Here is a 23,773-nt window from a genome sequence, read left to right on the forward strand (position 1 = left end):
ATTTGGGTGTGCCCCGTAGTGCTCGCGACGAGGCGCCGCAATCCGGCACCATAGCGATATGCCGCTCTCTGAATCGACCCTGCTCCAGGCGGCCGGTGATCTGATCTTCGCCCGCGGCGAAGACTACGTCCGGTATGTGCGAGGTCTCCGCACCACAGAGTTCAAGGCGTACGCGTCGATCCAGGGCAAGCGGGTGTACACCGTCGAGCTCGACTGGTCCGGTCCGCAACTCGAGGGGTTCTGCACTTGCCCGCACCACGCCGACGGCAACTTCTGCAAGCATCTGGTCGCCGTCGGACTCGCCGCGATTGACAGTGGTCGGGTCGCGGTCGACGACGCGAGCACCACCGACGATGCACTGCAAGCCGTCGTCCAAGCGATGGACGTCGACGAGCTACGTGACCTGGTCCTGACACTCGCGCGGCGCGACCCCGGGGTGCGCCGGATGCTGGAGGTCCGTGCCACGACGGCGTCCGGTGACGACGCGCAGGCCAAAGCGGAGTTCGAGGCTTACGTGCGAAACACGTTGACGTTCCGCGGTTATATCGACTACCGACGGTCCTTTGAGGTCGCTGGCGCGGCCAGTGACATGCTCGACGAACTCGAGACCCACGTCAACAGCGGTGCCGCCGAACTCGTCCGACCAGCCTTGCTGCTCGCGCTCACAGAAATGCGCGAGATCATCGGGAAGGTTGACGATTCTGATGGAGTGATCGCAGAGCAATGCCAGCGGGCCGCCGACCTCTACGCGCAGGCCTGCCGACTGGGCAACCCCGATCGAGTCGAACTCGCGACGTGGCTGGTGAAATTCCGCGCCGACTCGCCGGGATGGCCGAACCTGGTCCTGGCCGACTTCGTGGACGCGTTCGACGAGAAGGCACTGGCGACCTACCGCCGCGCGGTGGCAGCGCTCGACCGCAAGCTGGCCGACCGTGATCACTTGCACCGCTTCGAAGTCGACGCCATGCTGCTTGAGCTTGCCGATCATGACGGCGACCTCGATCGGGCCGTCCACCTGCTCAGCCAGGGTGACCATCCGCAATACGGGGCCATCGTCGAGCGGTTGCGCGCAGCCGGACGCGCCGAGGATGCGGTGGCATGGATCGATCGCGCCGTGGCCGCGGGACGCATCAGCAGCTACGGCGGCGGCAACGAATACTGGCTGAGTCCGGACTTCGTCGCCGCGACATACAAAGCACTGGGCCGCATTGAGATGCGGTCGCGGCTCTTCGCGCCGACCTCGTCCGGCAGCCGTCAGTCGAGAACTACCGCGTTCTCCTCGATTTCGCGGCCGGCGTCGACCGCTCCGAAGCTGAACACACGTGGGCGTTGGAGCATGCGGGACAACTGGCCGCCGACCGCTTCGCGGCCGGCGCACTCCTGGTCCAGCTCCTCATGAGCGATGGCGATATGGAGGCCGCGTGGCAGGCTGCTGACCGTTACGTTCCCGGCTGGGCCTGGAAGGAATTGTCGGTGCGAGGCGCCGACACTCGACCCGTCGACGCTGCAGACCTGTATCGCCCGGGGCTTGAGAAGGATCTGCGGTACCCCGACTCCAAGCTGTACCCGGACATCGCCGAGCGACTGGCGACAATGGCCGAGCTCTATGAAAAAGGCGGTCGCAGTGCTGATTTCGCGTCGTTCATCGCGCGGATCCGTCAGGACTACCGCAAGCGTCCCGCACTGATGAAAGCACTCGACGCCAAGCGACTCTGAACGACAGCCGAAGATGTCAGTGCCCGTGCGTAGCCTCCATTTATGAACGACAAACGACGAGCACGCAGGGCCAAACAGGTTCGACGTGACGCGCGACGGACGAAGAAGCGCAACGCGCAGAGCGCCACAGCGCTGAGCGATTTCGCCCGAAAAGCACTGGCGCGCAGGCATCCGCTCGATCTGCTGTCCATTGCCAGCCTGCTGGTGAATGTGGCGAAACCTGACCCGCTCGGCAACGAGACGTATGTGGACAGCGTTTTGGGCGCCTTGATCGAGGTGCCGAATCGGGAGACGACGGCACTGTTGGCCGTGATTGCCGAACTGTTCGATGACGACCCCACGGCACAGCTGCGATGTCGTGAAGAGCTGGCCGAACGCGACGAGCATCTGCCGCAGTGGATTCCCGCTCTCTCGCAGGTCGACGTGTACCGGGCGGTGCGCAGAAGCCATGTGCTCGGCGATGCCGACGAAATCGTGCTCGGTATGCGCATCGATGGCGAGCATGAGCTGACGGTCGCGGTTTGGATCGACCACACCATGCTGTCGGGCATTGCCGACGCAGGCGTTGTGCCGAAACCGATCGACACGGCCCTTGTCCGCGTGGCCGAACTAAGCGCCGATGCCGATGTCCTCGAAATGAGCGTCGCCGATGCCCGCGCGTGGCTCGAAGATGCGCTCGCCAAGCCAACATTCGGACAGGAAACCCAGACCTGGCCGCTCTATCGAGCGCTCGTGCAGTGGTTGGCCCGTCGGCTTCCCGAAGGCGGTGAGCACCGCTGGCAGGCGATGGACTGGCCGGAGATTGAGGAGCTGTGCGACAGGTTCTTTGCCACAGAGTGCGCCGCACCGTTCACCGACTCCGGCCATCGGGAGCTGCTGCTGGAGCTCCTCGATGATGAGCGAGATCCGTTGCGGTGGAGCACGACGCGGGTCGAACAGGCGATCGGCAGCGCGCACCACTACGACTGCGACAGGATCCCGCTGGAGGTCACGCTGGACGCACCGGACCTGCTGCGTGCGTTCATCCCATTCGCTCACGTGCAGAGGGGAATTCGAGATGAGCTGACGTCGCGAACGCTCGCGGTGATCGACGCACTGAGGTCGAGTTACAAACGCGGGGTGCTGAAGGAGGCGGAGTACTGGGGTTACCTCGACGCCGGCTAGTGACGCTTCGGCGTGACCACGTGCAACCTCACGGATGGAGGTTCCACTGCCCGCAATCCTGGGCCAGGACATCGTTGACGTCGACTGAGAGTCCGCCGACCGCCGGGCCTGGATTCGAGGCGGTGCTCACCACACGCTGGTAGAGAACCGCGGCAGGGTATACCTGCCCGCCGGACCAGGAGCGTGTCTGCCACGCCCACACGCGACCGGGCGTGCTCGACCTCCCGATGACACCGTCGGCTGCGGCCCATTGGCACGGGTTGATCCCGGCATAGATGCCGGTGCGCTGCGGTCCGAGCACCGAGTTGATGCCACGAAACCACGGCAGCGCGACGCTGTTCCAGGTGTTGCGGTCGATGTCCTCGTCGACGCTGAAGAAGATCGGCGCACTCCGGCCACCGCCTGCGGCGGTATGCAGCTGCCAGGCCGTGCGGGCGTCGGCGACGCCACCGGCATACCCGCGCCTGAAGTCTGACGGTGCCGTGCCGCCCGGCTTGCCGTATTGGTAGTTGCTGACGATCACAAGACCGGCGGCGGTCAGCGACTGGGCGTACGGAAGGGTGATCGGCTTGGCGCCGAAGGATGACCCAGGACGCGATGTCGAGACGTAGTTGATCACCCCGGAGTGGCCGGCGGCGCGGATATCGCGGGCCGGAATCTGGCGCGCGGCGAAGTCGATCAGCGTGGGCGCAGCGGCGGACGCTGTGGGCGTGCCGGCGCATGCCGATGCTGCGCCCAGTCCGACCAACGCCGAGGCCGCGGTGGCATAGCGCAGCACGTCACGCCGGGAAACCTGCACCGCTCGACGGTAACAAAGTGACTGCTGAGACTGTTGTTGCCTCGCGAGTCGAGTTCGATTCAATATCAGACCGTTATGCGACCGGTGTCCGTCCCGACGCCATCTGCGACGCCGTGACACGACTGGGTCGCGCGCCAAAGCTCCAAGTCAGTGACGTGGCACGGCAGCGTGGTGTGGCGGACGCGTCAGCTGTCGACCTTCACATCCCGCCCGGCAGTCTTCTGCGTCCACTTGTACATCCAGCCGACGACAAGCACGAACGCGATGATCCCGATGATCTCGGCGAGGTTGCCGGTGTTGCTGGTGAAGATCGCAAAGGGGTCTTCGCTGCCGGTGCCGGCGACGAACCCGGCGAAGATGACGCCGTAGAGGCTTTCGCCGACGATCATGCCGGTGGCCAACAGGACACCGAGGCGTTTCTTGCGTTCGACGTTGCCGCCGGTCCGGTCGGCCCAGCGGTTGTAGAAGTAGCCCAGCAACGCGCCGAACGGGATGATCAGCGTCAGGCTCATCGGCAGGTACATGCCCATCCCGACGGCCAGCGGTGGCAGGGCGAATCGCGATGTGCGCGTGAGTATCTCGTCGATGATGATCACCGCGACGCCGATCGCGGCGCCCAGCCCGATCAACGACCAGTTCAGCGATCCGCCGAACACGCCTTTGGTCAGCGAGGAAATCAGCGCGGCCTGCGGCGCGGCGAGGGCGTTCTCCTTAGCGCCGGGCGCACCGAGGAACCCGAACGCGCGCTGCATCAGGTCGAGCACCGGCGGGATGATCGCCGAACCGAACAGCACGCCAATCACCAACGCCACCTGCTGTTTCCACGGGGTGGCGCCGACCAGCTGGCCGGTCTTGAGGTCTTGCAGGTTGTCGTTGGAGATCGTGGCCACGCCGAAGGTGACGGCCGTGACGAACAGGGTGAAGGCGATCAGCGCGGTGGACTGGCTATCGCTGGTGTGGCCGAACACCAGCTTGATCACCAGCGCGGCGATGAGCACGGTGAGGATGCCGACGCCGGAGATGGGGCTGTTCGAGGAGCCGATCAGGCCGGCCATGTACCCGCACACCGCCGCGATCACCAGGCCGATGAGGAAGACGAACACCAGGCTCGCCACGATGATCCCCGCCGCACCGCCTTGCAACGCGGTGCCGCGGGTGAATTCCCACAGCAGCAGGGCGATCGGGAGCAGCATCACGACGACGGTGCCGATCACGATGGGGAAGGGGATGTCGCGTTCGGTGATGTCGACGAGCTGGCCTTGCCGGCGGTTGCGCGAGGAGGCCAGCGCGTCGGTGATGCCTTTGATGATGGGGCGCAGGATCTTCAGCAGCGTCCACACCGCGGCTACGGCGATCGCGCCGGCTCCGATGAACCGCACCTCGTGCACGAACGCGGTATCGATGACGTCGGCGAGTGACTCGCTGCCGCCGAACGCGCCGCTGGTGCGGATCGGCAGCATGATGCCGAACGAGATGACGAGCCCGACGAGCATTGCGATGCCGACGGTCATCCCGACCAGATGCCCGACGCCGATCAGGGCCAGCGACAGGCTGGCGCCGAACATCGAGCCGCCGGAGCCGATGCGGTAGTAGGCCGACACCGAGTTGGAGAGCACCTTGAGGTTGGCCAGCAGCCCGAACGCGGCGGAGATCACTGAGCCGAACGTGATGACGCGGATACCGATGCGGTTGTCCTCGACACCTCCGCTGCTGTCACCGACCTTGAGCACCTCGGCGGCCGCGACCCCTTCGGGGTAGGGCAGATCCGAGCCGGTCACCAGGGCGCGGCGCAGCGGGATGGAGTACATGACGCCGAGGATGCCGCCGACCGCGCACACGGCCACGGTGATCCAGTAGGGGAACCCGGTCCACCAGCCGATCATGATGAGCCCGGGCAGCACGAAGATGATGGCCGAGAGGGTGCCCGCCGCCGAGGCGACGGTCTGCACGATGTTGTTCTCCACGATGGAGTGGTTGGCGAAATTGCGCAGGATCGCCATCGAGATCACCGCGGCGGGAATGGCGGTGGCGAACGTCAGGCCGACCTTGAGGCCGAGGTAGACGTTGGCGGCGGTGAACACCAGCGTGATCGCTCCGCCGAGCAGGATCCCCCGGACGGTCAGTTCACGCAGCGTGGATGTGGTGGGTGACGCGGTCACCTCGGCCCCCTCTTGGTCGCAGTTGCTGAATAACGGTAGGCGTCGAACCGCCGTGTCGCGGCGGATCGGCACAGCGGACTGAGCGGACGGCAATCCGCATGCTTGTTCGGCGCAGTACAGCGAACTCTCTGCTAGGCGAATTGTCATACCCTGCTGGGATAATCGGTTCGTGACGCAAACAATTCATCACCGTCTTCACATCCTGGAAGCCGCTGATTGGAAGGATGGTCTGATCACCATTCTTGAGCCACGTTCGCCGTACCGGCCCTGGCGATACGGGTTTGGCGAGACCCGGCCCGGCGACTACGCAATCCTGGTGCTGGGCACCGATCCCTCCTCGGTGTTGACGGTGCTCGCCCGCATCGACCACGAGGGTGGATTCGGTGGTGCGGTGCTCAACCCGTACGCCGCCGATCTCGTGGACCTGACGACGCTGGCGATGGTGCTCGGTCTGAGCGACGCATTTGTCAGCTGGCGACTCGACGACGATGACGCAGAACGGGTGATCCTCGCTCTGCACGAGAGTCCGGTGCATGGGGAACCGCATTACCGGTGGGGGCATTCATCGGTGGCTGCCGCGCGAAACTTACTGCGCTTCGGTGGCGACTGTCACGGCTGTGGCGTCGCGATCGATTTGAGCGAAGCTGATGCTCGCGAAAAGGTACATGTCCACACGGTCGATCCGCTGCCGCGTCCGGACCCGGACTTGCCGATCAGGAGCTCAGACAGTCCACGCCTGCGGGGTCCGCTACGCACGTCGCTGCGGGGCGCAGCCAAGGACTGGCCGGCGGTTCTGTGCCGTCGCTGCCACGGCCGCATGCAGGCCGACGGCTGCCGGTCTTTCGTCGACTTCCGGTTCGCCCAGAATCCGGAGTGCCCACGCTGCGGAAGCCAACGGACGCAGTCGATTCAGTACGGCATGCCTGCGGATCCCGGTTCATGGGGACCGTGGCTGCACATCGGAGGCTGCTGTCCGTGTGAGGAGAAGTGGCGCTGCTCGGTGTGTGACCACGAGTGGTGATCACTGATGCGAATGGGATCTCACTGGTGGCCTGGCCTCATCGAGATGATGTTCGCCCTGATGGATTCTGGAAGACGCTGACGCGGTGGCTGTCATCGCCGGTCGACATGAGCATGGACCTGTCACTCCTTTCGGACCACAATTAACGCACCTAGCATGGTGTTAATATGCGTTAGGGAGTGTGAAATGAGTACTGTCAGCGAGCTCGACCAGCTGCTGCGCGAGCGTTTCGATATCACCCGTGACGAGTTCGTAGCGGCCCTTAGAATGCTGCCCTCAGTGCGCCCCTGGGCAACCTCCCTCACCGAGGAAGAAGCCCAGCTGCTCGACGACGCCGACTTTGGTGAAGACGCCGAGGCCTACGTTGCTGCTGGCGCCGAAATCGCAGGCCACGCGGGACGGCTCGCAGTGACGGCACTCACCAGTGCTGAGGTCAAAACCGCGCTCGGTCTCAGCGACTCACGGGTCCGGCAGAAGCGGTTGGCCCGCGAACTGTGGGCGATCCCTGACGGTCAGACCTGGCTGTTCCCGATCTCCCAGTTCGACAGCGACCCGAAGACGGGTCTGCCGTTCCGGCAGGTCCGCGGCCTGGCCGAAGTGTTCAAGTCGCTGCCCGAGGATCCGCATCCGGTAGCGGTCGACGGCTTTTTGCACACCCGGCAGCCCGAGCTCGAGCGCGACGGCCACGCGTTGGCCCCGCTGGATTGGCTGCGCGAGGGCGGCGATGTCACCAACGTCATCGCCGCCGCGCTGGCCTCTGACTGGTACGGCCGGTGAGCTCCGGCCCACCCACTGCAGCCCAGCTGCGCCGGATCGGCATCCGCAGCGAGGAATACCGCCTCATCGCCCCGGCCGACCTGTGGTGGCGTGTCCACCGCACGCAGGGCGCTCATGTGTTGGGGTGGGACATTTTTCGCACCTACGGACCGGTTCTGCGTTTCGACCCGCATCCTCCGCCGCGACGTGAGCATGCCGCCGGTGGGGTCTGGTACGGCGCCGCTTCCCCGCTGGGTGCGCTCGCCGAGGCATTCCAAGGTGACCGCACCATCGATCGCTTCCGCCAGCTGCCCTATCTGACAGCGCTGCGGTTCACTCGCGAGCTGCGCCTGCTGGACGTGTCCGTGCGCAGTGCCGGATCGTGGGCCACCCGTGCCGGCGGAACATACGCCTTGTCGACCGGCCCGCACTCCATCACACAACGCTGGGCGCGCCGCGTCGTCGAGGCCTTCCCCGACCTGGACGGTGTGCACTATGACAGCCGCTTCTCCGGTCAAGGGTGCATCGCTTTGTTCGCGCCGGCGATGCCCGCCATGCCGGCACGGCCGGTCCTGTCCCTGCCGCTAACGCATCCTGGGCTGACGACGCGGATCGCCGGCGCCGCGCAGCGCCTCGGATACCTGCTGATCTGATGCGGGGGAGAGGGGGACTCGAACAACCTCATCATGACGCGGGATACGTCAAGTTCGTGGGCTTGCCGCACCGAGATTCACACCAGGGACAAAACAATCGAGGAGTTTGTCCCTGGCGTGAGTCTCGGTGACCAGCTTGGCGGCTCGACATCAAACTGGCTCAGCACTTCTGCTGGGCGACGCATTCACCCTGCGGGACCTGCGCCTGATCCATGAGGCCGTGGCGGGAGAACCGTTGCAGCGCGACACTTTTCGACGGGCGATGGAAGGGCACCTCGAAGCGACCGGCGATACCACGGCCGGCGGTCGAGGGCGCCCGGCCGAGTTGTTTCGCCGCGCGGCGATGTGAGACCCGTGAGGGGTTTACGCGTCGCCGGCGTCGGCTACCCCCAGGGTTCGGCGCAAAACTCCCGAGGAAAGTGGGTGAAACAAGCATGACCTTCACATCTACCCGCATGACACTGGTGCTCGCCGGATCGGTAGCCGCAGTGGCCGTTGCACTTTCGCCCGGCGCCGGGGCGGACGAGCCCAACCAGTGCCAGAGCGGAGGAACTCCCGGTGGCGTGGCGGGTCCGCCAACGTGTGAGGTGACGCCGCCGGCCGTCACCGGAACCCCTGGGCCGATGCCGGGGCCGGATATTCAGAACGGGCCATACGGACCGGCCGGGGAGCAGCCGCCGGTTGGCGGGCATTAGTCCTGCCGGACCGCGGTCAGGGTTCGACTTCCGCGAAACTCCTTCCGTACGGTCGGAACCATGAGTGTGTACAACGTGGCTTTCGAATGGACGGAAACCAATCGGCATTGGCTCATCGAGGTCCCCATCCGCATCGCGGCGTACATCGTCGTCGCACTGTTGGTGCGATTTTTGCTGCACCGCATGATCGATCGCGCGACCACCGGTAAAGCCCGCGAGGTCCGTAGCGGGGACATGGAAGTCGAGACCAAACGGCCACCACTGGTGCGCTATTTGCGTGACCGGGCATCAGCAGCAGGCGGCAGAGCGGCCGAACGGCGCCAGCAGCGCGCCCAGACCATCGGATCGGTCCTCAAATCGACCGTGTCGATCCTGCTGCTGATCTGGGTGGTGCTGGCGGTGCTCAGCACACTCGGCGTGAACATCGCGCCGTTCATCGCGTCCGCCGGCGTCGTCGGCCTCGCCATCGGCTTCGGCGCGCAGAACCTGGTCAAAGACTTCGTCACCGGCGTGTTCATGCTGCTGGAGGATCAGTACGGCGTCGGCGACACCGTGGACGTCGGGGACGTCACCGGTGAGGTGCAGAGCGTCGGCCTGCGGATCACCACGCTGCGCGACATCGACGGCACCCTCTGGTACGTCCGCAACGGCGAGATCTCTCGCGTCGGGAACATGAGCCAGGATTTTGCCGTCGCGCGGGTCGAGGTGCCGGTCGCACTGACCGCTGACGTCGACCGGGCCGAACAGGTCGCCCTCGACGCCGCGCACGAAGTCATCGCCGACCCGGCGATGGCCCACAAGGTGGTGGGTGAGCCGGAAATGCTTGGTGTGCAGGAGTTGTCAGCGGATCTGCTGAAACTGCGGATGACGGTGAAGACCAAGCCCAACGCGCAGTGGGCGGTGCAACGCAGACTGCGGCGAGCGGTGCTCCGTGCCTACGACGAGCACGGTATCGACCTGCCCTACCCCCAGGGACGCATCCACGCCGTGGTCGGCGGGAAACCGGCCGAGGAAAACTAGTTGTCGGAGGTCTCTGTCATTCTGTTCGGCTCGCGTGTGCGGGCTGTCCGAACAGAAAGATGGAGACGTTCCGATGAACACCGGCCACTGCACGCGCGTCGAGCTTTCTACGCGTGAGCGCGAGATTCTGATTGCCTGGCTGAGAACGGAAAGCAAAGCCGCTGTGGGCCGGGCGCTGTTCATCGCGCCCGGCACCGTTGCGACGTATCTGCAGCGGGTGCGCGCGAAGTACGAGCGCGCGGGACGGCCCGCACCCACCAAGGCGGCCCTGGCGGCTCGGGCCATCCAGGACGGCTACATCGCGCTCGACGACCTGTAATGGTCAGGGCGGATGTGCTTTTCGCCGGACCAGCGGTACGCCGTCAGGGCGCCGCCCTTGACGGCGCTGAAGTCGACGCATGCGGTGTAGTCGGTCCAGTCCTGCCGATGCTTGGGCGTGCCCTGCCGCCAGTAATGGCCGTAGAACACCGGGACTGTCCCCGTGTAGAGATGGGACAGGGTGCCTGCTATCTCCAACTCGGGCAACGGCGGGTAGGGCTCGCCGGCTTCTGTGGTGAAATTGCCGCCCATTTCGGCGATGTCGCGCAAGGTGCGGGCCTCGCCGTTCCACCACTGCATGCGGGCGTTCTCCCGCGGGTGCCCGTCCTTGTCGCGGTACGGAGGTTGGTCGTGCTTGACCAGTCTGATCTCGGGGCCCTTGAGCAGCGTCTCGACCGCCGTGAACAACGGATTGTTCTCGTCGCTCGCTGCCACGAGGTGGCTCACGTCTGCGAACGGCGTGCTCGAGCCACACTGCTGCTCGACGATTCTCATCGAGTCCTCGTGCCAGCAGGCATGCACGACCCGCAGGCCACCGAGGTCGAGCCACATCGGAATCGTCGTGAACCACTTCAGGTATCGGCGGCGATCGTCGCCGGTGACCTGGTCGAGAAACGCCCGGTGCTGGTCGGTGTTCTTCTCGGTGTGCGGACGCAGGAATGTACTGCTGCCAGGCGGCCATTCGGTGTCGTAGGCCAGCGCGTTGAACTCGTGATTGCCCATGACGATCCTTGCGCTACCGGCATCGACCATGGATTTGACGATGTGCAGCACTTTGAGTTGTTCGTCGCCGCGGTCGATCAGGTCGCCCACGAAGATGGCCTGGCGCTCCGGGTGGCGGTATTCGTCTGTGCCGTCGGCTTTTTGGTAGCCGAGTGCGACCAGCAAGGCTTCGAGTTGGGTGGCGCATCCGTGGACGTCGCCGATGATGTCGTACCCACGCACCGTCATCTCATGGCTCCATCTTCTCGACACAGCCAAGAATAGCGATCTGCTCCGACGGGTCCTCGGGAGTTGTGTGGAGGAGCATCGTCAAAATCCTTGACGATGTTTGCGTCGAGTGTGCCGGCAACTTGTCGGTGGTCGGTGTCATTCTGGTATATCCGCGCGGAGTCCACGGCCGGTATCCGCCACCGGAGTCGTTGTGAGACAGCTCATTCCAAGCCGAGCGCGAGACGCAGACGGCCGACGTCCATTCCGCCGCGCGCGGCGCCGTCGACAGGAAAACTGTCGAGCAGTTTGATCAGGTCACCCCGCCGAGTGGGATCGTCGGCCGCCTGCCGCGGTGTGTGTCCGTTGAGCGCGGGAATAGGCTGGTCGAGCCATTTTGTCTCGTAGTCGCGGATGAAGTCCTCAAGGGCCGCAGCGACTTCCGGACTATCAGCATCCTGGGCAGGCATGTGTGCAGCCAGTGCGGCGACGTCGTCAAAGTCGTCGAGCGGGCGGCGAACCTCCTCGACAACCTGCAGTTCTGGGTCCAGCTGTTTGAGGGCTGCCAGCACCCGGGCCATTCGCCGCTCGCTGTTGGTGTCCACCGTCAGCATCTCGCCATCGAGGGTGAGGCTGGCGCCGATTCGGTTCATGCCGTGAGTGGTGATGTGCTCGTACCACTGCGGCAGGTCCTGGTCTGCGGACCGGTGATAGCGGTCGTCAAGCGCGGTTTGGAGGCCGGCGACATCATCGGCCTTCACGGTGGCCCTGCACATGACGATGGGATCGCCGTCGGTGTTGACCATCGTCGGTGGCGCGAAGCGGCGGCTCAGGAACGCGACCAGCTCAGTTGGGTCGGGCTCGGCGTCGAGCAGTTCGATCAAGGCGTCGCGCTCATGCAGCGCCACCGGTTCCATGCCACCGAAGAGCTGCATCGTGTCGCCCGCCGGGAGAACGCGCGCGCAGATCAACTGCCCGGCTTTCAACTGACGGCTACCCGATTTCTCCTGCACCTCGTGGGTGTCGCCGGTGCGTAGGTCGCGCACGGTAAAGCCGAGTCCCCGGTTCACGTGCTCGACTTCGAAGACCGAGCGGTCCACCAGTAACCACTGCTCGGCCAACGACCGTTCGTCGTCGGGCAGCAACGCCCCACGCACAGCCAGGAACTCCTCGAAAGCCCCGCCCTCGAAAAGTACCGCGTCCATTACCAGCGGATCTCCCAGTGCCGCAAGGATTTCACCGCTGCCTTCGGAGTATCGGCTGCGCTCGTACGCCACCTCATCGAGCATGTCATCCCAACCGCTCAGCACTGTGTGCTGGGCGGCCTTCGAGTACAGCCAGCCGGCCCGTTCGGCCAGCGACAGCGGCTCGTGGCCCAGGTGACATTTCTTGTATTTGCGGCCCGACCCGCACCAGCAGGTGTCGTTGCGGCCAAGGTCGTTTCGCGGCTGCGCCAGGTGCCGCTCGAGCAGCGCAAGCATCGCGTCGTCGGGTTCCGCGTCGGCGCGTCGCAGCAGTGACAACCCGCGTTCGGCGTCGCCGCGATCGGATGCGAAGCGCGCCAAATCGAATAGCACTGGCGCCCAGTCGGTATTCATCGACTCGGCGGCCAGCAGCTCGCGCTCGGCGCCTTCCACGTCGCCCAAGCGTTCGAGCGACACCGCGCGCAGCCAGCGGCACGCCACCTGCGCGCTACGCGGTACCTTCGGTTCCAGGCTCTCGGCCAGCATCCCCAGCCCGGCTGCGCCCGCACGACCGGTGCCGGCCGTTTCGCTCGCCAAGACCTCGGCCAGCTCTGGTTCGGCTAGAACCGCACCGAGCTCGCCTGACACGTCGGTGAAATCCGCAACCCAGGGCGACCCTTCGAACTCCTCGGGTGACTGCAGCTCCTCGTCAGGGTCGGCGGCGACCAGGGTCGAATACTGCCGGTGCATCGTGAGCAGCGTGGTCAAGGCCAGTGTCTCTTCAGGGGCGAGGTCGTGCAGGAACGCCAGGTGTTCGCAATCGCGTTCAAAATCCCAAGCACCGAAATTGAAGTCCGCCGGGGCGAGCAAATCTGCGCGACGCTTCAGACCCTGCGCGTCGATGATTTCGCCCAGCGGCAAAAGCGGATCCGTGAAGAGCGTGCGATCCTGCTGGCACAGTGTCCACACCGCGCCGGCCAGGTCGACGGGAGGGTCGTTGAGCAGCGCCGCCAGCCGCTCGCCGACCGGCGCCTCCGCCGGCGCGTCGACTCGCTCGACCGCGAGCCCTTGCTCGGTCAGCCGAACTCCGACCAATTCGCCCTGCGAGACACCGAGTTGGCTGAGCGTGCCGGCGGACAGCAACAGGGCTCCGTTGCGATCGACCGCTTCGGACGGAATGCCACGCTCGCCGAGGGCGCGCGCATCGAGGAGAGGCGACACCACGACGGCAGGCGTCGCGTCGGTGAACGTGGCGTCCGGAGTTGCGAGAACGGGTTCCAGGTCCGGGGCGACGATCAAGATGTCATGGGTAAGCTCGTCCGCCGTCACCCGGCGTGTCAACACCCGACCATCCAGCACGGTTGGGAGCCACACCCATCGCTCATCGACCAAGTGGCCTATTACATCGCCGACGTCGTCGAGCAACTCCTCGAATTCGAGGTAGGTTGCGCCCGCCTCCTGTGCCCGTCGCAGGAGCTCGTCCTCGGATAGCGGACCATGCGCCGTCAGGATCTGCTCAACGGCCCCAATGGGATCAAATTCGTCCGCCATGAGGTCACCCTAGTCGGACCGCCAACTCTCTAGCACGGTCTCGATGTTGTGGTACACCCGATCCCGCGCGGATTGCCGGTCGGTGCCTGACATCAGCAATTTGTCGTAGGCGGTGTCTTCGTGGCGGACGGACGCCGCGACGGCGAGCCGCACGGCGTCGGGGTCGAGCGCACGTCCGGCGGCGCTGCGTCCGACCCGGCCACTGCTGCGCGTTGCCGCGTGGCGGGCGATGGCCTCGGCACGGTCTGAGGGGCAGCGCGGGAACTGGGTGAGGATCGCCTCGGCGAACTTGGCCTGGAACTGTACGTCGTCGTCGGCCCGCCGTGCCTGGTCGCGCTCCCGGCGGCGGGCGCGGATCTCGGCATCGGACAGGCACTCGCGTTCGGCCTGTTCGATTGCCGCGGGCTCCACCAGGATGCCCTGTCGCTCATAGCGTTTCCGAGACCTGCTCCAACGCACCACCACCGCCGAGAGCCCACTGGCTTTCTTTGCGCGTCGCGTCATCGCGGCATCGCCGGAGGGCAAAAACTCCAGATGCCCGAAGTCCGCGCAGTCCAGGCACAACGGGCCTGCATCCTCCATGAAGAGAAAGTCGCCGATTCCGCCGCACGACGTGCACGTCCAGTCCTTGACCGGCATGATCACCAGGAGGTCCGGGGGCTTGCTTTGTCGTTCGATCGTGCGCTTGTCGAGATCCGGTGACACCCAATGTGTTCGGTACGCGCGTTCGCGCATGTCGTCATCGTCGGCACTGAAACGCAGCAGACGACGATCACGAGTCGCGGCGACGTAGTCGGTTTCTGACGCGTTCAGACCACGGCTGTGTGCCCACTGTTGGAATGCCACCAACGCGGCCGCGACCTTCTTCGGGTTCGTCTGGATGGCGCTCTCCAGCGAATCGATGCTGCCCTGGCGCCATCGTTGGACGTGCGAGTCGGTCAACCAGCCCAACCGCAGGAGGACATCGATGGCACTGACGTAGCGCTGCGCCTTCAGGACGGCCTCGGCCGCCTGCTCGACACGCTGTTCGAGATTCGTCTGCGCCATATCAGGCGAGCGTAACGCAGAAGGGTCTGGCTACCCCTCAGCCGCGACCAACGACCCGAGCTTGATGTTCGGGTTGTCCCGCTGGAATCCTTCGAGCCGCCACGGCGTCGAGAAGAGCACGAGCATCACGCCGTCGGAGCGGGTCAGAACCTCTGCTGACACTTGACGATTGACGAAGTCGGCATCTTCCGGCGACACGATGCGGGCCACTTGATAGGGCAGCGATTCCAGGGATATCGGGGCGCTGAGTTCGGTGGCCATGCGATGCGCGGCCACCTCGAACTGCATGGGACCGACGGCGGCGAACACCGGTGCCTGCTCGCCACGCTTGTCGGAGCGCAGCACCTGCACGACGCCTTCTTGCTCCAATTGCTCGATGCCCTTACGGAATTGCTTGTGCTTGCTGGGGTCGGTGCCGCGGGCCACCGCGAAATGCTCGGGGGAGAAGCTCGGGATCGGCGGATACTGCACGGGCGCATCGCGATACAGCGTGTCGCCGGGACGAAGCGCCGCGGCGTTGGCGAGCCCGATCACGTCACCCGGCCACGCGTCGTCGAGCGTCGAGCGCTGCTGGCCGAACACCGACTGCGCGTACTTGGTGACGAACGGCTTGCCGGTGGCGGCGTGGGTCAGCACGTCACCGCGTTCGAACGTTCCTGAGACCACGCGGGCGTAGGCGATGCGGTCGCGGTGCGCGGAATCCATACCGGCCTGCACCTTGAACACGAAGGCGCTGAACGGAGTGTTGGGCGCGCGCCGAACGCCGTCGACGTCGAGCGCGCCGCTGGGAGCGGGCGCGAGTTCGACGAGCACGTCGAGCAGCTGGTTCACCCCAAAGTTCAGTGCGGCCGAGGTGAACAGCACCGGGGAGGCGTCACCGCCGAGGAACGCGTCGCGGTCGTAGTCGGACCCGTCCGCCGAGAGCAGCTCGGATTCCTCGACCGCCGTGTCCCAGTCGACGCCCGCGGCGTCATGCGCAGCGTCGGCGGGGATGTGCTCCTCGGGTGCGATGGTGGCCCCGCCCGCGGTGCGGGTGAAGCGGATGAAGTGCCCCTTGCGGCGATCCATCACCCCCTGGAAATCCCCAGCGATACCGACCGGCCAGGTCAGGGGAGTGGTGCGCAGCCCGATCCGCTCATGGATCTCGTCCATCAGTTCCAGGGCGTGCCGGCCGGGCCGGTCCCACTTGTTGACGACCGTGATGATCGGGATGCCGCGGTGCTTACACACCTGGAACAACTTCAGCGTCTGCGGTTCGAGGCCCTTGGCGGCGTCGATGAGCATCACCGCGCAGTCCACGGCCGTCAGCACGCGGTAGGTGTCCTCGGAGAAGTCGGCGTGGCCGGGGGTGTCGAGCAGGTTGATGACGCAGTCGCGGTAGGGGAACTGCAGGGCCGTCGACGTGATCGAGATGCCGCGAGCCTTCTCCATCTCCATCCAGTCCGACACCGTGGAGCGCCGGCCCGCCTTGCCGTGGATCGCGCCGGCCTCGGTGATGGCGCGCGCGTGCAGCGCCAGCGCCTCGGTCAGCGTGGACTTACCGGCGTCGGGATGGCTGATGACGGCGAAGGTTCTGCGTCGGGCCGCTTCCGCGGAGACACGGTCGCCTTTCGGCGTCTCGGTGGCGGGCGGGGTGTCGAGGGCGTTGTCGGTCATCTCGTCAGCGATGGTATGGCCGACCTGCGGAAAATCCGTAATCGAGTTGAGCAGGTCACGCGTCGCGATGGCTCCACGCGCGTAGTTGAGCGGCGACACTCAGTATTCGTCGGCAATGGCCTGCGCGACCAATCGGATCCGGTTCATCTCCGGCGCCAGATCGACGATGCTCACCACCGGTTGCAGCGCCTTACCCGCGACCCGGAACTCATCGCCGACAACGACCCCGAAGACGCCGCTCTGAAGGTCGCCGACAAACCGGTGACCGTCGACGGCCGGCTGCGGGCCGTCGAATGCGAGCTGGGCCGGATCTCGATAGTCGAACGACGTGGTCAGCTCGGCGCCGTCGACGCTGAATGTGCAGGAGCTGACCGCGGAGTCCGGCACGTTCCAATCGATGCGATGCGCGGGCTGCAGTCGTTTGATCGCGGCGCACGGGTCGGCGCCGGTCAGCACGGTGGTCGGAAAATCGGACCGGCCACGCTGCGGCTGTCCGGCGAACTTGCGGATCGCGGTGCGGACCACCTCGTCACCGATCGGGCAGGCATCGACATTGGGTGGTGCCGTCACCGTCACCATGATCGCTGTGGCGTCGGGATACCGGGCGACGAAATTGCAGCTCCAGCTCACCACCTGGTCTTTCGGCGGAGCGTTCGGTGCGTCCAACGATGAGGTCGAGCTGACGTCGACCCCGTCGATAGTGCGATGTTTGACCCAGCTGTCCTCTTTGGCCGGCGTCGCCGGACCGACGTTGAGGCCCAGTGACACGTCGACCTTGTCACCGGGTTCGCCGATCCGAGCGTCGCATCCCAGAACTGAGGTCGGTCCCAGCACCGTCATGGCCCGCCCGGCTACGGAGTGTTCGCCGCCGTACAGAGCGCACGTGTCGACACCACGAACGCTGCGCAGCACCTCCGCTCGGTCAGTGCCGGCCGGGTGTGTCGGCGACGCTGCGGGTGTGGCGGTCTCACCTGTGCACGCTGTCGCCAACAACACCGATGCCAGCACTGCAAGCCCAATTGCCGTTCGCACGGTCGAAGCCTAGGGCCAGTTTCGGGCCGACCGACTCGCCAAAATGTGATCACGCGGGCGATCCCAGATTCGGTGCCACCACTGGCGATAGCGCGTTTCGCGGGCGCGCCGACCGGTGCTGCGTCGCGCATGCACCTCGCCCACGCAACGACAGCATCACGACGCGCCCTCTGGCCGTGCCCGTCGCGCCAGACCGGCCGTGCCCCGGTTAGGATTAGCGCACCCGATCGGCGCTCGATCGATACGGCCTTCGCCGGAAAACACATTGGAGTGACGTTGACGTCTGTTCGCCGTGCCTGCCTTGCGGTCGCGTTTGCTGTGCTCGCCGTGCTCGGCGGTGTGGTCGTCACCGCTTTGCCGGACTGCAGTGAGCATTGCCAGACGCTGGCCGCCGCGCCTCCCGGGGTTCCGCAGGCGTCGCCCACCGAGCCCGCCAAACTCACGATCACCCCGAAGCCCAACGCTGAGGTCGACCCGCTGGCGCGCATCCTGGTGACCGCCGAGACCGGCACGATCGACAGCGTCACGATGGTCAACGACGCCGGAAAGCAGATCCCGGGCATCCTCACCCCGGACGCCAAGACCTGGAAGCCGACGACGTCGCTCGGCTTCGGCCGCAACTACACGATGACGGTCTCGGCGAAGGGCCCCGGCGGCATGCCGACCCGGCAGGTCACCACCTTCAGCACGCTCACCCCGAGCAGCCAGGCCCAGGTCTACCTCGACGGCACCTCGGGCGGCATGCTGCAGGACGGCGCGAAATACGGCGTCGGCATGGTGATCGTCGCGCGCTTCGACGAGCCGATCACCGACAAGGCCAGCGCCGAACGCCGCCTCAAGGTGACCACCAACCCGCCCGTCTTCGGCGCCTGGAACTGGATCGACGACCAGACCGCGCACTGGCGGCCGGAGAAGTACTACGCCCCGGGCACGCAGGTCACCGTCAACGCCGACATCTACGGCGCCCGACTCGGGGACGGCCTCTACGGCGCCGAGGATGAGAAGGTGTCGTTCACCATCGGCGACTCGCACATCTCGATCGCCGATGACAAGACCAAACAGGTCAGCGTGTTCGAGAACGGCAAGCTGGTCCGGACCATGCCGACCTCGATGGGCATGGGTGGCACCGAGACCATCGGCGACACCACGCTGAGCTTCTGGACCCCGCGCGGCATCTACACCGTGATGGACAAGGCCAACCCGGTGATCATGGATTCCTCGACATTCGGCCTGCCCGTCAACAGCCGGCTGGGCTACAAGGAGACCATCCCGTACGCCACCCGGATCAGCACCGACGGCATCTACCTGCACCAGCTCAACGCGACGGTGTGGGCACAGGGCAACACCAACACCAGCCACGGCTGCCTGAACCTCAACAGCGAGAACGCCAAGTGGTTCTTCGACTTCGCCGTGCCCGGTGACATCGTCGAGGTCCGCAACACCGGCGGCGAACCACTGACCCTGAAACACAACGGCGACTGGAGCGTGCCTTGGGGCCAGTGGATCCAGGGCAGCGCGCTGCGCTGATCGGATCCGCCACAAACTGGCGGCACTGCGCCAGCCGTCGTGATCAGGCCGTCAGGCCCCGGAGTTCGTCGAACGACGACGCGATGACGGCCGCCAGCCCGGCGCCGGAATCGTCGGTGATCCACCGCGTGAACGCGACTTTGAACACCGCCATCCCCGTTTCGGCGGCCAGCCGGGCCGCCGCATCGCCGACACCGCGGCGACGCAACGCCTCGGCCATCTCGGTGGTCAGCGTCGCGAGCTTGATGAGCTCGCGCTCTTGAAGCCCGGGGTGGCCGTCGATGATGGCCTGGCGGCGCCGGGCATGGCCGACCCGGCCCTCGAACACCGGCCCGAGCGCGGCGAGTGCGGTGGCGATGGCTTGGAGCGGACGCGCGTCGTCGGGGGCTTCGGCGATGGCGGTGACGAGAAGCTCGGTGAGCAGCGCCTGCCCGCCGAAGAGCACTTCGCGTTTGTCGGCGAAGTAGCGGAAGAAGGTGCGCTCGGTCAGCCCTGCCCGGTCGGCGATTTCGGCGACGGTCGTCTGGTCGAATCCGCGTTCGGTATAGAGCTGCAGCGCGGCTTCTTCCAGGCGATCGTGCGCGTTGGGCTCCCACCGACTCATAACTTCCGAGTTTAGGGAATGTCAGTGACTGTCATCGCGTTGCGCAGCTATGGCAGTCACTGACATCAGGAGGTTTTCATGAAGGTCTTCGTCACCGGCGCGTCCGGATTCGTGGGTTCGGCGGTCATCCGCGACCTCATCGCCAACGGGCACGACGTCCTCGGCCTGGCGCGTTCAGACGCGTCGGCCGATGCCCTCACCGCGGCCGGAGCCCGTGTGCACCGCGGTGATCTCAACGATCCGGACAGCCTGCGCGCAGCCGCCGACACCAGCGACGGCGTCATCCATCTGGCGTTCCACCACGACTTCGACAACTTCGCCGACGCCGGAGAGCTGGACCGTCGCGCCATCGAGGTCCTCGGCACCACGCTGGCCGGGTCGGACCGCCCGCTCGTCGTCACCTCCGGCATGGCCGGTCACAACCCGGGCCGGGCCCTCACCGAGAACGACGCATTCGAGCCCGGGCTGCCCCGGTTGTCCGAGCCCGCCGCGCTGGCCTTCGCCGACAAAGGGGTGCGGGCCTCGATCGTGCGGCTCTCGCCCACGACGCACGGCGAGGGCGATCACGGCTTCGTGCCGCGGCTGATCCAGATCGCGCGGGAGAAGGGCGCTTCCGCCTACATCGGCGACGGGACCAACCGCTGGCCGGCCGTGCACCGCCTCGACGCCGCGCCGCTGTTCCGCTTGGCCGTCGAACAGGCTCCCGCCGGGACCGTCCTGCATGCGGTGGCCGAGGAGGGGGTGGCCGGCCGCGACATCGCCACCGCGATTGGGCGCCATCTCGACGTGCCGGTGACCTCGGTTCCCGTCGAGCAGGCTTTCGACCACTTCGGGTGGATCGGCGGCATGTTCGCGCTCGACATCCCGGCGTCGAGTGCATTGACGCGGAAGCGGTTCGGATGGGAGCCGACGGGCCCCGGCCTGCTCGACGACTTGGCACAGGGGCATTACTTCGCGTGAAAACCACTGGTAGACGGCGCTGTTGACGGGCGGAAAGGGCGACTGCGCCGTCGTACCGGTACCCTCATGGGCGATTGACGAACGATCGGAGGTCATCCATGGACCTCGTACTGGGTCTCTCGATGACATCGAACGTCGTCCGGTGGGTACTGGTCGACGGGATCACGGGCGAGGGTGCCCCTGTCGACCGCGGGGCACTGGACATATCCGACGTCGACACGTTTGACGCCGAGGCGCTGCTGGAAAACGTGCTCGGCGGCGGCGAACTGCACGCTGTCGGCCTGACCTGGTCGACGGGCGCTGACGTGGCGGCCGCCAAGGTCCGCGCGGCGCTCGACGCAGTCGGTGGCGGGGCTCGCGTGGTGGACGTGCCCGAAGTCGAGGCCGCCGAGGTTCTGGCCGCCGGCATCGCCGAGATCTCGGACTACAACTTCCTCGTCGTCTGCCTGGTCGAACCCGACGCTGCGCTCATCGCGACGGTCAACGACCAGCGCGTGCGGGCCGAGCGCATCGACCGCATCGACTCCGCCCTGGTTGATCAGGCCAGCTCCGCGGTCCGCAACGCACGCCCGAGCCCCGACGCGGTATTCGTCCTCGGGTCCGACGTCGAAGCCGCCGACGCGTTGGTGGCCGTGTTGCGTGACGAGACGGCCCGGCCGGTGTTCACCGCCGCCGAAGCCGACCTCGCCCTGACCCGCGGTGCCGCCTTGGCTGCGGCCCGCACGGTCAACGCCGCCCCTGCCCCGGTTGCGAAACCGCTGATGTCCCGCGTCGGCGTGCTGTCCTCGGTGCTGGCCGCCGCGGTCGTGGTTTTCGTCGTCTCGTTGTCGCTCGCGCTCGGACTGCGACTGACCCCCGAGTCGACCGAGCTGAACAACACCGGCGCCGTCGAGCAGTCGATGCGACCCGCCCCGCCGCCGGTGGCACAGCCCGCCGTCGTCCATCCCGCGCCGCCACCGGCCGCTCCGCCACCGGTCCACGAGACCGTCGCCGCCGCTCCGCCACCCGCACCTGTGCAGGAGGCTTCGGTCCCCGAACCGGCGTACGTTCCGCCGGCCGCTGAACCCGAGTATGTGCCGCCTGCTCCTGAACCGGCGTACATCCCACCGGCCCCACCGGAACCGCCGGTGTACGTGCCGCCGCCCGTCCCGGTGTACGCACCTCCGCCGCCCCCGCCGCGGCTGCGCGACCGGATCATCGAAAAGATCCCGCTGATCAACCGTTTTCACTGACGTCGCCGGAAATTGCCCGGCGGGGAAACGGATGTGGCGTTTGTCGCTGGATTGTCGCTCACAGGCGGGCAACTCGAGTGCCTCTTCTGCCGCAGTGACCAAAGTGACCGATGTGACGAACTACTCGCGCCACACCCGTTCGAACGGCAGCCGCCAGGCATTCGGCGCGATGAGCTGATGGATCGCGTTGGGCCCCCAGGTGCCCTGCGGGTACATCTTGACGACCGGCGGGTCCTGCAGCAGCGGTTCGGAGCGTTCCCAGAGTGATTCGATGCCTTCGGCGGTGGTGAACAGCGTGTGATCGCCCCGCATGGCATCGAGGATGAGCCGCTCGTAGGCCTCCAGGACGTCGGCGATCTCCGCGGTCTCCTGAGTGGAGAACTGCATTGAGAGCTTCTCCAGCCGCATGCCTGGCCCTGGCCGCTTGCCGTAGAAGGACAACGACACCTTGGATGCGTCGGCCAGATCGAAGGTCAGGTGGTCCGGGCCTTGGGCGCCGACCCCGGATCCGGCCGGGAACATGGTCCGCGGTGCTTCTTTGAACGCGATCGAGATGATCCGCTGTCCCTCGGCCATCCGCTTGCCGGTCCGTAGGTAGATCGGCACGCCGGCCCAGCGCCAGTTGTCGATGCCGACCTTGAGTGCGATGAACGTCTCGGTCTCGGAATCCGGTGCCACGCCCTTTTCGTCGCGGTAGCCCTGGTACTGCCCGCGCACCACCTCGGCGGTGTTAATGGGCAGCATCGATCGGAACACCTTGTTCTTTTCTTCGCTGATGGCGCGGGGTTCCAGGGCGGTGGGTGGTTCCATCACGACGAAGGCCATCACCTGGAACAGGTGGGTGACGACCATGTCCTTGAAGGCGCCGGTGCTTTCGTAGAAGTTGGCGCGCTGGTCCAGGCCGAGGGTTTCGGGGATGTCGATCTGGATGTGGTCGATGAAGTTGCGGTTCCAGATCGGTTCGAAGAGGCCGTTGGCGAAGCGGAACGCCAGGATGTTCTGTGCGGCTTCCTTGCCGAGGAAGTGGTCGATGCGGAAGATCTGGGTTTCCTTGAATGTCCTGTGCACGAAGGCATTCAGGGCGACTGCGCTCTGCAGGTCGGTGCCGAAGGGTTTTTCCATGACCACTTTGGACCGCTTCACGAGGTCGGCTTCTTTGAGCATTGTGATGACCGACTCGGCCGCTTTGGGCGGTACCGAGAGGTAGTGCAGCCGACGGGCGTCGGGGCCCAGCTCTTCCTCGGCGGTGGCGACGGCCGCGGCCAGTGCTGCGGGGCCGGCGCTCTGCGGCACGTACTGCACCTTGTCGGCGAAGCTCTTCCACTGCTCGTCGGTCGGATGGCGGGTGGCGAACTCGTCGACCGCGGCCTTGGCGTGCTCGAGGAACTGCTCCTTGGTGTAATCCTCCAAAGAAGTGGCCACCACCCGGATGTCGGGGCTGAAGCTCGACTGGTCCAGATACGCCAGACCCGGGATCAGCTTCCGCTTCGCCAAATCCCCGGTGGCGCCGAACAGCACGATGACGTGCGGCGGCAGCACTTCGCCGTTGGGGCGCGTCGGACGGGAACCGGGTGCGGGGTAGGCGACGGTCTGCGCCTTTTCGGGAGCCACGTTTTGCATCCTGGCAGGCTGCCGTGCACTGATGGCGTCGGTTGGGTGAACTCGGGTGTCGCCGGCCTGCCGGGAGAGGTCCTCCTCTGAATGGATTCACCAAGCTCAGCTATACATTTCGCCCCGAAATTGTTAACC

Annotated in this window: 21 protein-coding genes and 1 pseudogene; 13 read left to right on the forward strand and 9 right to left on the reverse strand. The window is 66.1% G+C overall.

Features of this window, described 5'->3' with window-relative positions; all coding sequences use genetic code 11:
- The first annotated feature begins 58 nt into the window (after positions 1-58).
- From BTO20_RS06930 to BTO20_RS06940, 3 genes are read left to right on the forward strand one after another with little or no spacing between them, the layout of a single operon-like run.
- On the forward strand, positions 59-1,399 hold the full coding sequence (locus BTO20_RS06930) for an SWIM zinc finger family protein (RefSeq protein WP_087074478.1): 1,341 nt from the start codon (positions 59-61) through the stop codon (positions 1,397-1,399).
- Entirely contained in the window at positions 1,396-1,716 is a 321-nt protein-coding gene (locus tag BTO20_RS06935; protein ID WP_157680161.1) for a hypothetical protein, read from the forward strand. Before BTO20_RS06930 ends, BTO20_RS06935 begins: the two co-directional genes overlap by 4 nt.
- A 42-nt stretch (positions 1,717-1,758) precedes the next feature.
- Positions 1,759-2,880 (forward strand): hypothetical protein, encoded by a 1,122-nt coding sequence (locus tag BTO20_RS06940; RefSeq protein WP_087074483.1) that lies wholly within the window; start codon positions 1,759-1,761, stop codon positions 2,878-2,880.
- Positions 2,881-2,908: 28 nt separating this feature from the next.
- Here the strand turns inward: BTO20_RS06940 and BTO20_RS06945 are convergent, their stop codons facing one another.
- Entirely contained in the window at positions 2,909-3,679 is a 771-nt protein-coding gene (locus tag BTO20_RS06945; RefSeq protein ID WP_087074485.1) for a DUF1906 domain-containing protein, read from the reverse strand.
- A gap of 185 nt (positions 3,680-3,864) precedes the next feature.
- Positions 3,865-5,838 carry an OPT family oligopeptide transporter gene (locus tag BTO20_RS06950; protein ID WP_198344278.1) on the reverse strand — a complete coding sequence of 658 codons (1,974 nt, stop codon included), beginning with the start codon at positions 5,836-5,838 and terminating at the stop codon, positions 3,865-3,867.
- A 169-nt stretch (positions 5,839-6,007) separates the two neighbouring features.
- Here BTO20_RS06950 and BTO20_RS40315 point away from each other — a divergent pair, with 169 nt between their 5' ends.
- From BTO20_RS40315 to BTO20_RS06980, 7 genes and pseudogenes are all read left to right on the forward strand, one after another.
- The gene (locus tag BTO20_RS40315; protein WP_232491080.1) at positions 6,008-6,859 is read left to right on the forward strand and encodes a hypothetical protein; all 852 of its coding nucleotides are present in this window, start codon (positions 6,008-6,010) and stop codon (positions 6,857-6,859) included.
- Positions 6,860-7,045: 186 nt separating this feature from the next.
- Complete coding sequence (locus tag BTO20_RS06960) at positions 7,046-7,636, forward strand: hypothetical protein (RefSeq protein WP_087074487.1); 591 nt, start codon at positions 7,046-7,048, stop codon at positions 7,634-7,636.
- Positions 7,633-8,268, forward strand: coding sequence for an RES family NAD+ phosphorylase (locus tag BTO20_RS06965; RefSeq protein ID WP_087074489.1), 636 nt, complete (start codon positions 7,633-7,635; stop codon positions 8,266-8,268). Before BTO20_RS06960 ends, BTO20_RS06965 begins: the two co-directional genes overlap by 4 nt.
- Before the next feature lie 169 nt (positions 8,269-8,437).
- Positions 8,438-8,617, forward strand: a pseudogene (locus tag BTO20_RS06970) (NrtR DNA-binding winged helix domain-containing protein); the annotation flags it as partial.
- A gap of 85 nt (positions 8,618-8,702) precedes the next feature.
- Entirely contained in the window at positions 8,703-8,963 is a 261-nt protein-coding gene (locus tag BTO20_RS39230; RefSeq protein ID WP_157680162.1) for a hypothetical protein, read from the forward strand.
- Positions 8,964-9,023: 60 nt separating this feature from the next.
- Entirely contained in the window at positions 9,024-9,983 is a 960-nt protein-coding gene (locus BTO20_RS06975; RefSeq protein ID WP_087074491.1) for a mechanosensitive ion channel family protein, read from the forward strand.
- Positions 9,984-10,056: 73 nt separating this feature from the next.
- Positions 10,057-10,302 carry a LuxR C-terminal-related transcriptional regulator gene (locus BTO20_RS06980; RefSeq protein WP_087074493.1) on the forward strand — a complete coding sequence of 82 codons (246 nt, stop codon included), beginning with the start codon at positions 10,057-10,059 and terminating at the stop codon, positions 10,300-10,302.
- Here the strand turns inward: BTO20_RS06980 and BTO20_RS06985 are convergent.
- The 5 genes from BTO20_RS06985 to BTO20_RS07005 form a co-directional block, all read right to left on the reverse strand.
- Positions 10,278-11,252 carry a metallophosphoesterase gene (locus BTO20_RS06985; RefSeq protein WP_087074495.1) on the reverse strand — a complete coding sequence of 325 codons (975 nt, stop codon included), beginning with the start codon at positions 11,250-11,252 and terminating at the stop codon, positions 10,278-10,280. The genes BTO20_RS06980 and BTO20_RS06985 overlap by 25 nt on opposite strands.
- A 203-nt stretch (positions 11,253-11,455) precedes the next feature.
- A complete protein-coding gene (locus BTO20_RS06990; RefSeq protein ID WP_087074497.1) occupies positions 11,456-13,966 on the reverse strand; it encodes an SEC-C domain-containing protein in 2,511 nt (836 codons plus the stop codon).
- Between the two features lie 9 nt (positions 13,967-13,975).
- Positions 13,976-15,013: a DUF2293 domain-containing protein gene (locus tag BTO20_RS06995; protein ID WP_087074499.1), complete on the reverse strand. Its 1,038-nt coding sequence runs from the start codon at positions 15,011-15,013 to the stop codon at positions 13,976-13,978.
- Positions 15,014-15,043: 30 nt separating this feature from the next.
- Positions 15,044-16,669 (reverse strand): peptide chain release factor 3, encoded by a 1,626-nt coding sequence (locus tag BTO20_RS07000; protein WP_087081733.1) that lies wholly within the window; start codon positions 16,667-16,669, stop codon positions 15,044-15,046.
- Positions 16,670-16,768: 99 nt separating this feature from the next.
- Entirely contained in the window at positions 16,769-17,701 is a 933-nt protein-coding gene (locus tag BTO20_RS07005) for a hypothetical protein (RefSeq protein ID WP_157680163.1), read from the reverse strand.
- Positions 17,702-17,971: 270 nt separating this feature from the next.
- On the opposite strand from BTO20_RS07005, the gene BTO20_RS07010 reads away from it, so the two are divergent.
- Positions 17,972-19,228 carry a L,D-transpeptidase gene (locus BTO20_RS07010; protein ID WP_087074503.1) on the forward strand — a complete coding sequence of 419 codons (1,257 nt, stop codon included), beginning with the start codon at positions 17,972-17,974 and terminating at the stop codon, positions 19,226-19,228.
- Positions 19,229-19,271: 43 nt separating this feature from the next.
- Here the strand turns inward: BTO20_RS07010 and BTO20_RS07015 are convergent, their stop codons facing one another.
- Positions 19,272-19,832 (reverse strand): TetR family transcriptional regulator, encoded by a 561-nt coding sequence (locus tag BTO20_RS07015; protein ID WP_087074506.1) that lies wholly within the window; start codon positions 19,830-19,832, stop codon positions 19,272-19,274.
- Between the two features lie 78 nt (positions 19,833-19,910).
- On the opposite strand from BTO20_RS07015, the gene BTO20_RS07020 reads away from it, so the two are divergent.
- Both BTO20_RS07020 and BTO20_RS07025 read left to right on the forward strand, forming a co-directional pair.
- On the forward strand, positions 19,911-20,792 hold the full coding sequence (locus tag BTO20_RS07020) for an SDR family oxidoreductase (protein WP_087074508.1): 882 nt from the start codon (positions 19,911-19,913) through the stop codon (positions 20,790-20,792).
- 98 nt (positions 20,793-20,890) lie between these two features.
- On the forward strand, positions 20,891-22,024 hold the full coding sequence (locus BTO20_RS07025; protein WP_087074510.1) for a DUF7159 family protein: 1,134 nt from the start codon (positions 20,891-20,893) through the stop codon (positions 22,022-22,024).
- A 120-nt stretch (positions 22,025-22,144) separates the two neighbouring features.
- Here BTO20_RS07025 and zwf read toward each other — a convergent pair whose 3' ends face one another.
- Positions 22,145-23,644, reverse strand: a complete 1,500-nt coding sequence (gene zwf / locus BTO20_RS07030; RefSeq protein WP_232491081.1) for a glucose-6-phosphate dehydrogenase — start codon at positions 23,642-23,644, stop codon at positions 22,145-22,147.
- Positions 23,645-23,773 lie beyond the last annotated feature (129 nt).

The sequence above is a fragment of the Mycobacterium dioxanotrophicus genome, from assembly GCF_002157835.1.
GTDB lineage: Bacteria > Actinomycetota > Actinomycetes > Mycobacteriales > Mycobacteriaceae > Mycobacterium > Mycobacterium dioxanotrophicus.

Bases quoted from the DNA above. Each gene is read 5' to 3' on its own strand.
- BTO20_RS06930 (WP_087074478.1), top strand. From the start codon at position 59: ATGCCGCTCTCTGAATCGACCCTGCTCCAGGCGGCCGGTGATCTGATC.
- BTO20_RS06935 (WP_157680161.1), top strand. From the start codon at position 1,396: ATGAGCGATGGCGATATGGAGGCCGCGTGGCAGGCTGCTGACCGTTAC.
- BTO20_RS06940 (WP_087074483.1), top strand. From the start codon at position 1,759: ATGAACGACAAACGACGAGCACGCAGGGCCAAACAGGTTCGACGTGAC.
- BTO20_RS06960 (WP_087074487.1), top strand. From the start codon at position 7,046: ATGAGTACTGTCAGCGAGCTCGACCAGCTGCTGCGCGAGCGTTTCGAT.
- BTO20_RS39230 (WP_157680162.1), top strand. From the start codon at position 8,703: ATGACCTTCACATCTACCCGCATGACACTGGTGCTCGCCGGATCGGTA.
- BTO20_RS06975 (WP_087074491.1), top strand. From the start codon at position 9,024: ATGAGTGTGTACAACGTGGCTTTCGAATGGACGGAAACCAATCGGCAT.
- BTO20_RS06980 (WP_087074493.1), top strand. From the start codon at position 10,057: ATGAACACCGGCCACTGCACGCGCGTCGAGCTTTCTACGCGTGAGCGC.
- BTO20_RS06985 (WP_087074495.1), bottom strand. From the start codon at position 11,252: ATGACGGTGCGTGGGTACGACATCATCGGCGACGTCCACGGATGCGCC.
- BTO20_RS06990 (WP_087074497.1), bottom strand. From the start codon at position 13,966: ATGGCGGACGAATTTGATCCCATTGGGGCCGTTGAGCAGATCCTGACG.
- BTO20_RS06995 (WP_087074499.1), bottom strand. From the start codon at position 15,013: ATGGCGCAGACGAATCTCGAACAGCGTGTCGAGCAGGCGGCCGAGGCC.
- BTO20_RS07000 (WP_087081733.1), bottom strand. From the start codon at position 16,669: ATGACCGACAACGCCCTCGACACCCCGCCCGCCACCGAGACGCCGAAA.
- BTO20_RS07015 (WP_087074506.1), bottom strand. From the start codon at position 19,832: ATGAGTCGGTGGGAGCCCAACGCGCACGATCGCCTGGAAGAAGCCGCG.
- BTO20_RS07020 (WP_087074508.1), top strand. From the start codon at position 19,911: ATGAAGGTCTTCGTCACCGGCGCGTCCGGATTCGTGGGTTCGGCGGTC.
- BTO20_RS07025 (WP_087074510.1), top strand. From the start codon at position 20,891: ATGGACCTCGTACTGGGTCTCTCGATGACATCGAACGTCGTCCGGTGG.
- zwf (WP_232491081.1), bottom strand. From the start codon at position 23,644: ATGCAAAACGTGGCTCCCGAAAAGGCGCAGACCGTCGCCTACCCCGCA.